Genomic DNA, 14793 nt, shown 5'->3' with positions numbered 1-14793 from the left:
GGAGGAACCCGCCCATGACCGCCGTCGCCAGGAACAACGTGAAGATCCAGGGCCAGGGGGATCACGCAATGATCTTCGCCCACGGCTACGGCTGCGACCAGAACATGTGGCGGTTCATCACCCCGGCCTTCCAGAAGGACTACAAGGTGGTCCTCTTCGACCATGTCGGCGCGGGGCGCTCGGACCTCACGGCCTACAACCGCAACCGGTACGGCACCCTGAAGGGCTATGCGGACGACGTGCTGGAGATCTGCCGCGAGCTGGAGCTGACGCGCGTCGTCTTCGTGGGGCACTCGGTGAGCGCCATGATTGGCGTGCTGGCCGCCATCGCCGAGCCCGACCGGTTCGACAAGCTGGTGCTGATCGGCCCCTCGCCCTGCTACATCAACGACGGCGACTACGTCGGGGGCTTCTCCCGGGGTGACATCGACGGGCTGCTGGACTCGCTCGACAGCAACTACCTGGGCTGGTCCAGCGCGATGGCGCCCGTCATCATGGGCAACCCGGACCGCCCGGCGCTGGGAGAGGAACTGACCAACAGCTTCTGCCGCACCGACCCCGACATCGCTCGGCACTTCGCGCACGTCACCTTCCTATCGGACAACCGGGCGGACCTGCCCAAGGTGAAGACCCCGTCCCTCATCCTCCAGTGCTCGCGAGACGTGATTGCGCCGGAGGCGGTCGGGCGATACGTGCACCAGAACATCGTCAACAGCCAGCTCGTGGTACTCAAGGCCACGGGCCATTGCCCCAACCTCAGCGCCCCCGAGGAGACCATCGCGGCCATGAGGCTCTTCCTCTAGCCCGAGGTCCCCATTGACGGGAAAAACATGCACCGCGAGCCTCCCCACCCCGGAGTGGCTCGAGGAGAGCGCCGAGGACCTCTATGAGAACGCGCCCTGTGGCTACATCTCCACGCTGCCGGACGGCGTCATCGTCAGGGCCAACCGGACGTTCCTGAGCTGGGTGGGCTACACGCGGGAGGAATTGCTCGCGGGCATGCGCTTCCAGGACCTGCTCTCCGTGGGCGGGAAGATCTTCCACGAGACGCACTTCGCCCCGCTGCTGCAGATGCAGGGCTTCGTCAACGAGGTGCAGCTCGAGTTGGTGGCCCGGGGGGGCGCTCCACTGCCGGTGCTGGTGAATACCGTGCAGCGCAAGGACGCCGCCGGCCGGGGCGTGGTGAACCGCACCACCCTCTTCAACATCTCGGACCGGAAGAAGTACGAGCGGGAGCTGGTGCTGGCGCGGAAGAAGGCGGAGCAGGCCGCCCGGGCCAAGGCGGACTTCCTCTCCATGGTCAGCCATGAAATCCGCACGCCGATGAACGCCATCATCGGCATCGCCAGCCTGCTACAGCGCACGGAGCTGTCCCCCCAGCAGCAGAAGTACGTGCGCATCCTGACGTCCTCGTCCGAGAACCTGCTGGGCCTCATCAACCACATCCTGGACTTCAGCAAGCTGGACGCGGGCAAGGCGACGCTGGAGGAGCGGGACTTCAACCTCCGCCAGCTCGTCTACGGAATCATCTTCGCCCTCAACGTCAAGGCCGAGGAGAAGCGGCTCCCGGTCATCGCGGAGATCGACGAGCGGGCGCCGGAGTGGCTCCTCGGAGACCCCGTCAAGCTCGGGCAGGTCATCACCAACCTGGTGGGCAACGCCATCAAGTTCACCGAGATGGGAGCGGTGACGGTGAACATCCACGTCCGGGAGTTCAGCCAGGACGCGGTGTCGCTCGACTTCGCCGTCACCGACACGGGCATCGGGATTCCCGAGGACCGCCTGGCGCACATCTTCGAGGAGTTCACGCAGGCGAACTACGACATCGGCATGAAGTACGGGGGCACCGGCCTGGGGCTCGCCATCAGCCGGAAGCTGGTGGAGCTGCACGGCGGCAGGCTGGGCGTGAAGAGCACGCTGGGCAAGGGGTCGACCTTCTCCTTCACCCTCCGCATGAAGGTGGGCCACGAGCAGGCCGAAGCCGCGCAGTCCGCCGAGAGCCAGGCCTCCATCCAGGCCATCCGCGGCCTTCGCGTCCTGGTGGCCGAGGACAACGCCATCAACGTGTTCATGCTGTCGCAGCTCCTGAAGCAGTGGGGCGCCAGCTTCGACGTGGTCGGGGACGGGCGTCAGGCCGTGGAGCGGCTCCGCTCGGCCGACTACGACCTGGTGCTGATGGACGTGCGGATGCCGGAGCTGGATGGCTATGAGGCCACCCGCGCCATCCGGGCCCTGCCCGGGGAGTACTTCCAGCACATTCCCATCATCGCGGTGACGGCCTCCAGCCGGTTGGGCCTGGAGGACCGGACCCAGGCTTCCGGCTTCACGGACTTCATCGGCAAGCCCTACAAGCCGGCGGAGCTCGCCGCGATGATTGCCCGGCACAGCACCTGGAAGCTGGAATGGACTCCCATGGCGGCCGCGGGCGACAAGCCACCGGCCGTGGTCGGCCCGCCGTTCGACCTGCGACGGCTCCACCGCATGCTCGAGGATGACGCGCGCGCCGTCCGGGAGCTGAGCATCATCACCATCGGCAGCTGCGAGCAGTACAAGCAGGACTTCCAGAAGGCGCTCGAGACCGGCAACCGGGAGGCCTTCGAGTACCAGTTCCACAAGATACGGCCGACGCTGGAGCTGCTGGAGGCGCAAGCCTTGCGCGCGGCACTGCGGGAGGCGCATGTCCTGCTGTCGGAGTCTCCGGGCTCCCCAGCGGCGGCCGCTTCCTGCGTCCGGGCCCTCCATCAGGAGCTGGACGCGCTCATCGACGCGCTGAGAGCGCTCGCCCGGAGGACGTAGGCACTCACGGCGCGCCGGGCGAGGCCCTCAGCCGGGCACGCTCGCGCGCCGCCAGCACCGTGGGCACGGCGAGCACCGCCATGGCCGCCATGACGAGCGCGGCACCCGCCATCTCCAGCGCCCCCACGCCCGGCAGCCCCACCCAGGCGGACAGGGCCGCCGTCGCCACCACCCCGGCGAGCACGCTGGAGGCGCGGTTGACGGGCACCGTGAAGGCATTCTCGCGGGCATCCAGGAGGATGAGCCCGCCGAAGATGCCCGTGCCCTGCGACAACAGCCCCACCAGCACCTCCTCCAGCAGGTGGCCCCGCGCAAGGAAGCCCGTGAAGCCGGCGCGGACCTCTCCGAGGATGCCGTCCCCGCCGACGAGCGCCATCGCCGCCAGCGTGAGCACCAGGGCGGGCGTGGCCACCATCTGCTCCTCCACGAAGTAGCGGATGGACACGGCGGGGTCTCCGGACTTGGCCAGGTGGCTCATGGCGCGCAGCCGGAAGAAGTAGCCGGTGAGGTACACGCCCACGTCCAGCGCGGCCAGCATCGTGAGCGTGGCGCTCACCTCCGTGCCCGTGGCCACGCCGAGCGCCGAGAGGCTCAGCCCCAGCGCCACCCACGAGGGCCAGCGCACCCGCCGCCCGCTCATGATGTCCACCAGCGGCGCGAGGACGAGCACCCCACCCCGCATCAGCAGCATCATGAAGACGATGGACGCGCCCGGTATCGTGTACGCCAGGGTGGTGGTGCCGATGATGGCTGCGGAGCACAGGCCGGACAGCAGCGTCCACCGCCCCGGGACGGGCACGCGCACGCCCAGCACCTCGCGGTGCCCCGCGTAGGACCACCAGCGCTTGACGGTGAGGAAGACGAACATGCCCACCAGGGAGGCAAGCGTGCTCACCGGCAGTAGCGTGAAGCCGGAGATGCCGTGCTCCATCCCCGGCAGGGAGCCGCCAGACAGCGCCTTCGTCAGCGCGCTGTAGGGGGCATACGCCGCGAAGTAGCCGAAGGCATACGCCCAGATGGTCAGGTCGTGGGTGTCATCGTGCGGCGTGGCGGCCAGGGCATACCTCCAGGGGTGGGACTGGATACCGCATCTGCAAGGCCGAGGCCTCACCCTTCCGAGGTCCCGAACCCCGCGATTCCATGGGCACGCAATCAGGTGGCGACAGGGCCGTAGGGAGAGGTGTCCCGGTACTTCCAGGAGCCGCCCGATGCGCCTGTCGCCCCTTCCCGCCTTCGCCCTCGCCCTCGCCCTCGCCACCCCGGCCCTCGCGGAGGACGCCGCCCCGAAGAAGTCCGGGGGCCCTCGGGTGGTGTGCGCCAACAACACGAAGGACGGCAGCCGCGCCGTCCAGGGCACCGACCTGGTCATCGAGCCCGGGGAGAAGGTGAAGGACGCCGTCGCGGTGGACGGCAACGTCATCATCCGCAAGGGCGCCGAGGTGGAGGACGCCGTCGCCATCCGCGGCCGGGTCATCATCGAGCCCGGTGCCCGCGTGAAGGGCGACGTCATCACGCTGGGCGGTGAGGTCCGCGTCCGCGAGGGCGCCCGGGTGGACGGTGACGCCGTGGCGCTGGGCGGCAAGCTCAAGCTCGACAAGCAGGAGGCCGTCGCGGGCGACAAGGTCAGCCTGTCCTTCGAGATTGGCGGCCGGGACCTGGTGAGCGGAATCATCGAGGACGTCCTCGACGACGAGATGCGCTGCCACATCGTCGACGACGAGGACAAGGACGCCTGAGGCGCCCTGCCCTCAGCGCGTCCTGCGCAGCAGCTCGCCCAGGCTCTCCTGGAGGTTGCTCAGCGTAATCACCTCATCCACGCCCGCCTCGCTCAGCTTCAATTCCTGGGCGAGGCGCGTGCGCACGCGCTCGACGAGCTCCGTGCGTGCCGCGGAGACCCAGCGGGCGGCGGTGGCCCGGTGCACCTTGTACAGCCCGGCCAGCACGTCGATGGTGAGCCCGTCGAGGAAGTACTGGCGCAGCACGTTGCGCTGCTGCGTCGACAGCGCGCGGAAGCTCTCGTCCAGCGCGCGGGTGAACTCCGCCCGGTGCGCGCCCCGCATCGCGACGAGGTCCGCCTCGGGCACCGGCAGGTCCGCGGCCACTTCCGGAGTGACTTCGCGGCGCTGCTTTCGTGCCCGCTTCAGGGCCTCGTGCACGGCGATGGAGCGCACCCAGCCGCCCAGGTCCCCGCGCCCCGAGTAGGTGGAGATGAGCCCACCCTGGGGACGCGCGAAGAGCTCGAAGCGCATCCACCCCAGTACGTCCTCGGTGAGCGTCTCGCCCAGGTTCATCTTCCGCAGCGCCCGCGTCGCCTGGGTGAAGTACACGCGCTCGAAGTGGACGATGGCCGGCGCGTCTCCCCGCGAGCACGCCCAGGCCAGCGCGAGGTCCGCCAGGTGCGCCCCCGTCGTGCCCTGACGTTGCGCCAGCGCCCTCAGGAAGCCCGCCTCGTCGAGGGTGACGCCGTGAGCGGCCAGCTCCCTCGCCACGGCGCGCACCTGCTCCGCGAGCGGCGTGTCCGTCATGGCTCGACTCCCTGGGCATGGAGCCACTCATTCGCCCGTCCCAGCTCCCGCTGCACGAGCGGCAACGTCGACGTCGACAGGCCCGCCCTCGCCTCCTTCATCAAGGCGATGGCCCTGGGCGAGGCCTTCCCGGGAGACAGCGCCCGCGCCAGCTCCAGTTGGATGCGGCCGCGCATGAAGCCCGGCAAGGCGCCGCCCAGCTCGGCTGCCCTTTCCAGCTCCTCCAGCGACATGCGCCGGCCCAGCGCCTGGGCCGCCAGGTTCCGGCCCAGCAGACAGAAGGCACGAGACGGATGCTTCGGCGCCACGTCGTCCCACACCGTCTCGGCGCGCTCGAAGGTCTCCAGCGCGCGCTGGGGCTCGCCGGCCTCCAGCAGGGCGCCCCCCAGCGAGGTCAGCGCCCTCGCCACGTTGAGCTGCTTGGGCCCATGCGCGGCCTCGGCGATGGCCCGGCTCTTCTCCAGCTCCTCGACGGCCCGCCGGGCCTGGAGCCCGTACAGGTAGTCACTGGCCAGGTTCCCATGGAGGACGCCGATGTTCGGGTGGCTCGTGCCGAGGGCGGCCTGGGCCGCGACGAGCGCCCTGCGGTGCGCATCGGTGCCGCCCGCGAGGTCTCCCTGCATGGCCAGCGCATTGCCCAGACTCGAGAGCGCGAACGAGGTGCGGTAGTCGCGCTCTCCATACGCCTGGATGCGCATCCGCACCGCGTTCTCGAAGAGGGCCTGGGCCTCCTTCGGCCTCCCGAGCTGGGAGAGTGAGCCGCCGAGGAACAGGTACATCTCGGAGTGGAGCCAGACATCGCCCAGCCGCTCGCACGCGCCCAGGGCGGGCCCCTGGAGGAACAGCACCTTGTCGTGGTGGCCCTGCCGGAACTCGGCCTGCCCGAGGCGGACCCAGGCCTGTGCCCGCGTCCGGTCGTCCTGCGTGACGTCGGCCAGCCGGATGGCCTCGAGCAGGTTCGCCGTCGCGGCCGCGTAGTCATCCAGCCACACCTGGCTGGCGCCGAGCCCCAGCTTCGCCGAGGCGAGGAAGCGGGTGTCTCCCAGGGCCTCGGCATCCTTCATCAGCTTCTGGGCGAGCTCGCGCGCCTCGCGATACTTCGCCGACGACATCAGGGCGTTCACCGTGGCGAGCTGCTCGCGCAGCGGAGCGATGCCCGGACTGTCAGCGGGGGCGGTCCGCGCGGGCGCCGTCTGCGCGCACCGCTCGACCGGAGTCAGGTGCTCCGTCGCGGTGACCGAGTTCTGCACCACGGTGGCGTCCGCGTCGCGCAGCAGGTTCACCAGGGCGCGCGCCTCCCGGGCCCGGTCCTTCAGACAGCTCAGCTGCCCCGGCAGCCGCTCCAGCGGTGTCTCCCGGCGGAACCAGCCCGCCGCGCAAGCCCGTCCCCTCGCCTCCTCGAAGCCCGCGCTCCACCCGTCGAGGCTCGCGACCACCTTGTCGAGCGTCTCGCCGGCATACGGCAGACGGGTGCGCGCGAAGGCCCCGCGCAGCGCCTCCTTCGACTCCGCGTCCCAGGGACTGGCCAGCTCCGAGGCGGCCACCGCGCACTGCTCGACCTCCACCTGGCGGACACCGAACACGTAGGCGAGCCCCACGGAGGCCGCCGTCGTGGCGACGGCCCCCAGCGCCCACTTCCACCGAGGAGAGCGGGCCGCGCGCAGCGCTCCGAGCAGCGCCCGCATGGACGGGTAGCGCTGGCCGGGGTCCTCACGCAGCCCCCGGGTGAGCACACGCCTCACGCCCCGCGGCAGGCCCGCCATCCGCGGGGGCCGCGCGCCGGGCAGCGCGCCGGTGAGCGCCTCGTGAAGGCTGACGCAGAAGGAGTACTGGTCCCCGAGCGCGTCGCAGGGCCTGCCGGTCCGCTGCTCGGGAGCGAGATAGGCCGGAGTCCCCCGCACCGATGTGGACGCGCCCGGGCGCTCCGTGACGAAGGTGCCGAGCCCGAAGTCCGTCACCCTCACCCGCCCGTCATCTCCGACGAGGATGTTGCCGGGCTTCACGTCGCCGTGGACGATGCCCGCCGCATGCGCCGCGGCCAGGCCCGCGCCGGCATCGAGGAAGACGTCCACCACCGTCTTCCAGTCGCGCGGCCCTGCCTCCATCCACTGGCGCAGGCTGCGTCCCACCACCAGCTCCATGGCGATGAAGACCTGCCCGTACGCCTCGATGACGTCGTAGACGGGCACCACGTTGGGGTTGGCGAGCTGGGCCATCAGCTTCGCCTCCCGCAGCAGCTGCGCCGGGTCGCCGCGCCGCTCGCGCAGGCACTTCAGGGCGACGCGCCGGTCCAGCCGCACGTCGTGGGCGGCGTACACCAGGCCCATGCCCCCGGCATCCAGCGGCGCGTCGATTTCGAAAGGTCCCACCCGGGTGCCTCGTGGCAGCACAGGGGTGCCCCCTCCTTCACTCCCGCTCCGAGAGCTCGTGAGGGACGTCAGGGAGCCGGACCAGCCCGCCTTGGCCACCATCGAGATGAGCTCGCGGCAGGAGGCGCAGGAGTCGATGTGCTCCTCCACGGCCCGGGATTCCTCCGGTTCCAGCGCGTGGGCGGTGTAGGCGGCGGCGGTATCGGCGTCGAGGCAGGCCAAGGACATTTCGCTCGGAATTCCCAAACGCTACTACAGGCCGCGAAGCGCGCCGCAAGCCCCCGGATTCACAGGCGAAATACTTTTCGATGCGACTTTTCGGACGTCCGGGCCCTTTCGCGCATGACCCATCATCATGCAGTCGCGGCACGTACGAAGCTGTCCTTCCTCCTCGTGGCCCTGCTGGTCGCGGGCTGTGGGGGTGGCGCGTCGGGCTCGAATGACGAGACGGACGCGGGCACCGGGAATCCGAATCCGACTGACGGGGGTACCCCGAACAACAACGGCGCGTGCCCGGCGCTGACGGGCGCCAAGGGGCCCGGCGTCGTCCACGACGAGGGAGGGGAATCCCTCGAGGCGGATACGGTGTGGAAGGCCTCCGACAGCCCGCACATCGTGGCCAACGCGCCGAACATCGACGCGTTCACGCTCACCATCGAGCCGTGCGCCGTCGTGCTGCTGCGCGACGACCGGAGCATCACCGTGAGTGGCAGGGGGAAGCTGGTGGCGCGCGGCACCGCGGACAAGCCCATCCTCTTCGACAGCGAGGAGCCGGGTCGGCAGTGGAGCAGCCTCATCGCCGAGTCGGCGAACGGCGAGGTTGGCACCATCGACCTGGCCCACGTGACGCTGCGCAACGGAGGGAAGCAGGGCTTCCTGGGCACGGAGAACTTCTTCGGTGGCGTCGTGAGCGTGACGGGGAACGACTCGCTGAACGAGAACAAGCCGCGCACGCCGTCGCTCCGCGTGCAGAACGTCATCATCGAGAACACGCCGGACTGGGGCGTGAGGCTGCGCACGGGCGCCGTGTTCAGCGCGGACTCCACCCAGCTCACCATCCGCAACGCGATCCGGGGCTCCATGCGCGTGGGCTTCCGGCTCGCCGATACGATTCCCTCTGGCAGCTACACGGGCAATGGCGCGGGCGACATCGTGCTGAAGCGGGACATGGACTTCCTGAAGGACAGCATGACGCTGCGCGACCGGGGGGTGCCGTACCGGCTGAACGAGGGCGAGGACTCGGACGACTTCATCATCGGCGCGTCCACCGAGGGCGGCGCGCGCACGACGCTGACGCTCGAGCCGGGCGTCAGGCTGAAGATGGCCGGCCCCAAGGGGCTCTCCATCGAGAAGAACGGCGCCCTCGTGGCCCGGGGCACCGCCGCGAAGCCCATCGTCTTCACCTCCGCGGCGGCGTCTCCCGCGCCCGGGGCCTGGGAGGGCATCGCCTTCCGCGGCTCGGGACGTGGCAGCGTCATCGAACACGCCGAGGTGTCCTTCGCCGGCGGCACCTGGACGAGCACCGGCCCCTACTGCGACGCGTCCACCGGTGAGGCCACGTATGCGCGAGGCCACGGAGCCATCTCGCTCGCGGCTCAGCCGGAGTCGCAGTTCATCACCCACACCCGCATCACGCAGAGCGCGCGCTTCGGCATCCACCGCGCCTGGTCCGGCAGCCCGGTGGACTTCATGTCCACCAACACCTTCGAGAGCGTGGCGGCCTGCCGGCAGAGCTACCCGGCCATGGAGGGCGACACGTGCCCCGCCACCGTGCCCTGCCCATGACGTGACACGGCATCGCTGAGCACGACGCGGCCCCGAGGGTGTCTCCAGACAGGGACACCCCCGGGGCCGGGGTCCGCTCAGACGCGAGGCGCGAGGCCCCACGTCATGGGGCTACTCGCAGCCGCAGCCGCAGTCGTCGAGGAACTGCTGCTGACCCGCGGAGCAAGCCCAGGTGATGGACAGACACTGCACCGGATCCCTCGAGACGTAGGTGCGGCCCGCCCGGTCACACTTCGCCGCCTCGAGACCCGACGGAGTCGTCTCGGTGGTGGGGCTCGTCTCGGTGGTGGGCGTGGGCTCGGTCTTCTCCGGCTGCGACTGCGGGCCACACGCAGTGGCCACGAAGGCGCCAGAGACAAGCGTCATGCCGAGGAACAGCTTGCGGAACTGAGACACGTGGAACTCCTGTCACGGTGGAACGGGCCTTGGCGGCCCGCGCGCACCCTATACAAGGATGTCTATCATTCCCAGCAATAACTGAATTGACGCCGTTCCAAGCAATACGCGCACTCCCCGTGTAAGGGATTGCTACGCGGCGGGCGCGGCGCCGGAGGACTCCGAGGCCGGCGCGCCGCCGCTGGTGTGCGGCATCAGCCCGGCGCGCAGGGCGAGAATCTGCGTGCGGGCCATCTCCTTCAGCCGCTCCACGTCCGCCAGCGTCATGCCCTTGGTGGAGATGGGCGTGCCCACCGTCACCAGCCCGCGCGAGGTGGCGAAGCGCCACGAGTGCTTCGGCAGAGCGCGGCGCGTGCCGCTCACCGCGAGCGGCAGCACGTCCGCCTGCGCCTCGATGGCGAGCCGGAAGGCGCCGTCCTTGAAGGGCAGCAGCTCGTCCGTCTTCGAGCGCGTGCCCTCCGGGAAGATCATCACCGGCATGCCCTTGGCCAGCCACTCGCGGCAGCGGGCCATGGCGCCGGTGGCGGAGTCGCGGTCCCCGCGGTGGACGGGGATGTCCCCCGCCATCCACATCATCCAGCCCACCACCGGAATCTTGAAGAGGCTCGCCTTGCCCAGCCACTTCATCTCCCAGGGCAGGTGCGAGATGAGGAACGGGTCCGCGTTGGACTCGTGGTTGCTCACGCACACGGTGTTCGGCGCCACCCGGGCCGGCACCGCGCCGTGCACGCCGAAGCGCCAGTACGGCGTCAGCTTCGCGGCGGTGACGCCCACCAGCCGGAAGCAGCGCCCCGTCACGTAGCGGCGCCGGTCGAACGGCCACGTGACGATGGCGAGCGCGAGCTGCACGAAGAAGCCGCTCAGCGCCACCAGGCCAATCTCGATCCACGTCCAGATGGACAGCAATGCGTTCATGAGAGCCTCGAGCAACCGTCAGCGGACCGCCGGGTCCAGGTCCACACTCACCGGGCAATGGTCCGAGCCTGTCACATCCGGATGGATGGCGGCCTTGCGCACGTAGGTCATGGCCGCCGGCGTGGCCAGGACGTAGTCAATGCGCCAACCGATGTTCTTCTCCCGCACCCCGATGCGCTGGCTCCACCACGAGTAGTGCCCGCCCGCCTTGTGGAAGTGGCGGAAGGTGTCCACCCAGCCGGCGCGAATCCAGCGGTCGAACTCCTCGCGCTCCTCGGGGCGGAAGCCGCTCGTCTCGCGGTTTTCCCGGGGCCGCGCCAGGTCGATGTCCTGGTGCGCGGTGTTGAAGTCGCCCACGACGAGCACCCGCCCGCCGTCGCGCAGCGGCTTCTCCAGGCGCTCGAAGAGGCGCCGGTAGAAGGCCAGCTTGTAGGGGATGCGGCTGAGGTCCCGGTCCTTCCCATTGCCGTTGGGGAAGTAGCCGTTGACCACCGTGAGCTTGCCGATGCGGGCGATCTGCAGCCGCCCCTCCGTGTCGAACTCGGGGGCGCCCAGCCGCGTCACGACGTCATCGGGTTCCAGCCGGCAGAACAGACCCACCCCGCTGTATCCGGGGCGGTCCGCCGCCACGAAGTGCGTCTTCCAGCGCGGAGGGGCCCGCACCTCGTCGGGGAGCTGGTCCGCCCGCGCGCGCACTTCCTGTACGGCGACGACCTGCGCCCGGCTCCCCGCCAGCCATGGAAGGAAGCCCTTGCGGTGGACCGAGCGCAATCCGTTGACGTTCCAAGAGACGACTCGCACGGGAGGCTTATGGCCCGGCCCGCGCGGTATTTCCAGCCCCTACCGCGCGCACTCGCGGTAGGGGCCGGGGCCGCACGGCCGGCTAGCGGGGCTCGGCGGGGCTCGACTTGTTCTGCGGCTGGCGCGTCCCCCGGATGATGAAGTCCGAGCGGTTGTTGCCCGTGTCGTGCCCGTTGCCACTGAGCGCGTCAGAGCCCGTGCTCATGGAAGTCGGGGTGGAGTCGGCGTTGGCCTTGCGCTCCAGGGTGTTGCTCGCCGCGCTCGGGGCCTGAACGGCGGAGCCCTCCGCATCGTTGCCACTGCCGTAGCCCACCTTGTCCACCACCGCCGCGTCCTGCGGGTTGTTGCCCAGGCTGGGCAGGCCGATGCGAACGTTCCCATCGTCGGCGCCCAGTTGCATCGTGGAGGGCCAGGTCGCGTCGAGCGTCACACCGCTGGAGCCGGCCGCGTAGCTCGGACTGCCCACGAGGTAGTAGCTCCTCGGCGCGATGCTCGCCCCGGTAGGCAGGGTGTAGGAGCCGGTGTAGGTGCCCCCCGTCGCGGACTTGTACTGCACCTTCCAGCCGGCGAGGTTCACCGTGCTCGCGGTGGGGTTGTACAGCTCGATGAACTCGTCGCTGGCACCCCCTGGGCCCCGGAGCGCGATCTCGCTGATGACGACGTGGTCCGTGGTGGAGGAGCCCATCACGCGGAGGTTCGCCGAGACGGACTGGGTCGCCAGCGTGGCGACCACCGTTCCCTCACCGGCCACGGTGGCCGCGGTGAAGTCGAAACTGGCGGACAGGGTGTTGGCGGGCACCGTCACGCGCGCCGGCACGGTGCCGAGCGACGCGGGCTGCAGCGTGATGTCCACCTGGGTGTCCGTCGCCGGAGGCACGTCCAGCGTCATCGTGAAGGTGTACGTGGCGCCTGCGTCCACCTGGGCGGTCTCGGGCGACAGCAGGGCCAGCGAAGCCGGCTGATCCACCTCGAGCACCTGCACCGTGGCCTGGAGCGTCTCGTTGCCCAGCGTGGCCGTCAGCACCGCCTTCGTCACTTCCGGATCCGCGTCCAGGTCCGCACTCACCACCACCACCGCCGAGCGGGCCCCCTCCGGGATGCGCACGAGGTTTTCGCCCACGATCCTGACGGCCGGGCTGGAGGAGGACAGCTGCACCCAGACCTCCGCGGGCGCGGGCTCCTTCAGGGAGACCGTGAGCTGCTCGGGGAACGTCGGGCCCGTGAAGCCCGAGCGTACGAAGTTGCCCGTCGGGCCGAAGGTGTCCAGGGCCACCTGCGCGGTGCCCGCGTCGGTGCTCGTGCCCGCGTCCGTCCCGGCGTCGGTGCCAGTGCCGGCGTCAGGGCTCGTGCCCGCGTCCGTGTCGGTACCGGCATCCACGCCCGCGTCCGGCTCGGAACCCGCGTCCGGCTCGGAGCCCGCATCCGGCTCGGAGCCCGCATCCGGCTCGGAGCCCGCATCCGGCTCGGAGCCCGCATCCGGCTCGGAGCCCGCGTCCGGCTCGGAGCCCGCATCAGGGGCGCTACCCGCGTCGATGTCAGAGCCGGCATCCGGCTCGGAGCCCGCGTCCGGCTCGGAACCCGCGTCCGGCTCGGAGCCCGCATCCGGCTCGGAGCCCGCGTCCGGCTCGGAGCCCGCGTCCGGCTCGGAGCCCGCATCCGCGTCGGAGCCCGCATCCGCGTCGGAGCCCGCATCGGAGCCATCACCCGCGTCGGTACCGCCGTCGTCCCCTACCCCGGCGTCGGTCGACGTCCCCGCATCCCCGCCAGCATCCGGCTGCTGCCCGGGCGTGACGGTGCAGGTGTTCTCGCAGCCGTCGCCCGGCGTGCGGTTGCCGTCGTCGCATTGCTCGCCGGACTCGACGCGGCCATTGCCGCAGACCGGGTCGGTCGGGGCAGGGTCATCGCCGCAGGCGGACAAGATGAGGAGCAGTGCCGACATGGGTGCCAGCAACTGCCTGAAGGACCAAGGCATAGGGTGAAGCTCCGTGACGAAGTCGGGGGCAGTCCCACCCATCCCACAGATGTCACCTTGTACGCAATTGGCAGCAGGTTACAGCGGTGTCAAAATCCGGCCTCCCTTCCCCCCCTCCCATGGGCCCGGCGCGGGCCTCCGCCCAGCGCCGGCCGTGCCCCCGAGCTCACCGGCAGAGGCCGCAGTCGGGCCGGCAGCTGTTGTGCCAGTTGGCGGTCCCGCACGACTCGGTGACCTGGCAGACGCCGTCACCGCACCTGTAGATGTCCTGATCTCGCAGCCGCGTGACGATGGGCCGGTACTCGACGCCCGCGTAGATGCATTTCTCGAAGTACAGCCCCGAGGCATCCAGCGAGCAGTACCGGGCGCACTCGCCCACGAAGAACAGGGGCGGGCAGCTCCTGCGCTGGTTTCCGGAGCTGTCCACGACGGCGCACCCCCGCGCACTGCTCTGGGCCTGGCTCAGGAGCGTCCCCCGATTGCCTCCATAGACGCCCCTGCCGGTGAAGAGGTTGCCGAAGAAGCAGGACTCCTGCTTCGGGTGCGCGTTCAGCTCGGCGCTCGTGTACGGAATGGGCTGACCATTCGCCTTCCTGCCCAGCAGGGAGATGGAGACACTCACGCCGTAGGGATTCACATGGGCCGCCAGACACGCGGTGACGAGCTCCTGCTCCAACCGCGGCGCGGCCAAGCCACCCGCCCACACGGGTGCCAGGCCCAGCGCGCCCGTCCAGGTGAACGTCTGCCCTGTCTGCGGATGCGTGTATGTGCGCGTCTGGCCCGAGGGCACCGCGCAGCGGACGATGTAGCGCATCACCTCGTTCGCCAGCGTGGGGTTCGCCTGGAACCAATCCCTGAAGGCCTGGGAGGACAGGCCGTTGAACGACAACCCATTGAATGACAGGCCGTTGAACGACAACCCATTGAATGACAGGCCATTGGTCGACAGGCTGTTATCGCTCTCCACGGCCTGGACCTGCTGAGCGCTCGGCAAGGGTGTCTCGGGCGACAGCTCCGCCGGCCCGCACCCGCCTGCCATGACCCAAAGCAGGGCGCACGACAGCCAGCCCCATGCGCCTGCACGGATTCCCACGACGCGACCGCGACCGGACTCGACGGTATGCATGTGCCTCTCCCTCGTCGGACAGCTGGAGGGGAAGCAATGGCAACCCGGCGCGGTGGCCCCTCACGCATGGGGCACGGTGAAACAATTGCACCCTAAATACAATTGCCC

12 protein-coding genes are annotated in these 14793 nt (G+C 70.1%); 4 read left to right on the top strand and 8 right to left on the bottom strand.

Annotated elements, in window-relative coordinates; all coding sequences use genetic code 11:
• On the top strand, nt 1-803 hold an 803-nt coding region (locus HG543_RS42085; RefSeq protein WP_343073577.1), incomplete at its 5' end, for an alpha/beta fold hydrolase.
• Nucleotides 804-816: 13 nt separating this feature from the next.
• The gene (locus HG543_RS42080; protein WP_169350582.1) at nt 817-2796 is read left to right on the top strand and encodes an ATP-binding protein; all 1980 of its coding nucleotides are present in this window, start codon (nt 817-819) and stop codon (nt 2794-2796) included.
• Nucleotides 2797-2800: 4 nt separating this feature from the next.
• Here HG543_RS42080 and HG543_RS42075 read toward each other — a convergent pair whose 3' ends face one another.
• On the bottom strand, nt 2801-3907 hold the full coding sequence (locus tag HG543_RS42075; RefSeq protein WP_343073576.1) for a hypothetical protein: 1107 nt from the start codon (nt 3905-3907) through the stop codon (nt 2801-2803).
• A gap of 97 nt (nt 3908-4004) precedes the next feature.
• Here HG543_RS42075 and HG543_RS42070 point away from each other — a divergent pair, with 97 nt between their 5' ends.
• Nucleotides 4005-4532 (top strand): bactofilin family protein, encoded by a 528-nt coding sequence (locus tag HG543_RS42070; protein WP_169350581.1) that lies wholly within the window; start codon nt 4005-4007, stop codon nt 4530-4532.
• A 12-nt stretch (nt 4533-4544) separates the two neighbouring features.
• Here the strand turns inward: HG543_RS42070 and HG543_RS42065 are convergent, their stop codons facing one another.
• A complete protein-coding gene (locus HG543_RS42065; RefSeq protein ID WP_169350580.1) occupies nt 4545-5321 on the bottom strand; it encodes a hypothetical protein in 777 nt (258 codons plus the stop codon).
• The gene (locus HG543_RS42060) at nt 5318-7918 is read right to left on the bottom strand and encodes a protein kinase domain-containing protein (RefSeq protein ID WP_169350579.1); all 2601 of its coding nucleotides are present in this window, start codon (nt 7916-7918) and stop codon (nt 5318-5320) included. Before HG543_RS42060 ends, HG543_RS42065 begins: the two co-directional genes overlap by 4 nt.
• 114 nt (nt 7919-8032) lie before the next feature.
• Between HG543_RS42060 and HG543_RS42055 the strand changes: the two genes are divergently transcribed.
• The gene (locus tag HG543_RS42055) at nt 8033-9475 is read left to right on the top strand and encodes a beta-helix domain-containing protein (RefSeq protein ID WP_169350578.1); all 1443 of its coding nucleotides are present in this window, start codon (nt 8033-8035) and stop codon (nt 9473-9475) included.
• A gap of 111 nt (nt 9476-9586) precedes the next feature.
• On the opposite strand, the gene HG543_RS42050 is transcribed toward HG543_RS42055, so the two are convergent.
• From HG543_RS42050 to HG543_RS42030, 5 genes are all read right to left on the bottom strand, one after another.
• Nucleotides 9587-9871 carry a hypothetical protein gene (locus HG543_RS42050; RefSeq protein ID WP_169350577.1) on the bottom strand — a complete coding sequence of 95 codons (285 nt, stop codon included), beginning with the start codon at nt 9869-9871 and terminating at the stop codon, nt 9587-9589.
• Between the two features lie 132 nt (nt 9872-10003).
• Complete coding sequence (locus HG543_RS42045; RefSeq protein ID WP_171818419.1) at nt 10004-10786, bottom strand: lysophospholipid acyltransferase family protein; 783 nt, start codon at nt 10784-10786, stop codon at nt 10004-10006.
• Nucleotides 10787-10804: 18 nt separating this feature from the next.
• Nucleotides 10805-11587 carry an exodeoxyribonuclease III gene (locus HG543_RS42040; RefSeq protein ID WP_169350575.1) on the bottom strand — a complete coding sequence of 261 codons (783 nt, stop codon included), beginning with the start codon at nt 11585-11587 and terminating at the stop codon, nt 10805-10807.
• A gap of 82 nt (nt 11588-11669) precedes the next feature.
• Nucleotides 11670-13526 carry a lamin tail domain-containing protein gene (locus HG543_RS42035; RefSeq protein WP_246357688.1) on the bottom strand — a complete coding sequence of 619 codons (1857 nt, stop codon included), beginning with the start codon at nt 13524-13526 and terminating at the stop codon, nt 11670-11672.
• Between the two features lie 199 nt (nt 13527-13725).
• Nucleotides 13726-14553, bottom strand: coding sequence for a hypothetical protein (locus tag HG543_RS42030; RefSeq protein ID WP_246357687.1), 828 nt, complete (start codon nt 14551-14553; stop codon nt 13726-13728).
• Nucleotides 14554-14793 lie beyond the last annotated feature (240 nt).

The organism is Pyxidicoccus fallax (assembly GCF_012933655.1).
Lineage (GTDB): Bacteria > Myxococcota > Myxococcia > Myxococcales > Myxococcaceae > Myxococcus > Myxococcus fallax.
The sequence above is the reverse complement of the archived record's forward strand: the minus strand, read 5'-3'. Positions and strand labels throughout refer to the sequence as shown.

Coding starts and splice junctions, on each gene's coding strand:
- HG543_RS42070 (WP_169350581.1), top strand. CDS start 4,005: ATGCGCCTGTCGCCCCTTCCCGCCTTCGCCCTCGCCCTCGCCCTCGCC.
- HG543_RS42065 (WP_169350580.1), bottom strand. CDS start 5,321: ATGACGGACACGCCGCTCGCGGAGCAGGTGCGCGCCGTGGCGAGGGAG.
- HG543_RS42060 (WP_169350579.1), bottom strand. CDS start 7,918: ATGTCCTTGGCCTGCCTCGACGCCGATACCGCCGCCGCCTACACCGCC.
- HG543_RS42055 (WP_169350578.1), top strand. CDS start 8,033: ATGACCCATCATCATGCAGTCGCGGCACGTACGAAGCTGTCCTTCCTC.
- HG543_RS42045 (WP_171818419.1), bottom strand. CDS start 10,786: ATGAACGCATTGCTGTCCATCTGGACGTGGATCGAGATTGGCCTGGTG.
- HG543_RS42035 (WP_246357688.1), bottom strand. CDS start 13,526: ATGTCGGCACTGCTCCTCATCTTGTCCGCCTGCGGCGATGACCCTGCC.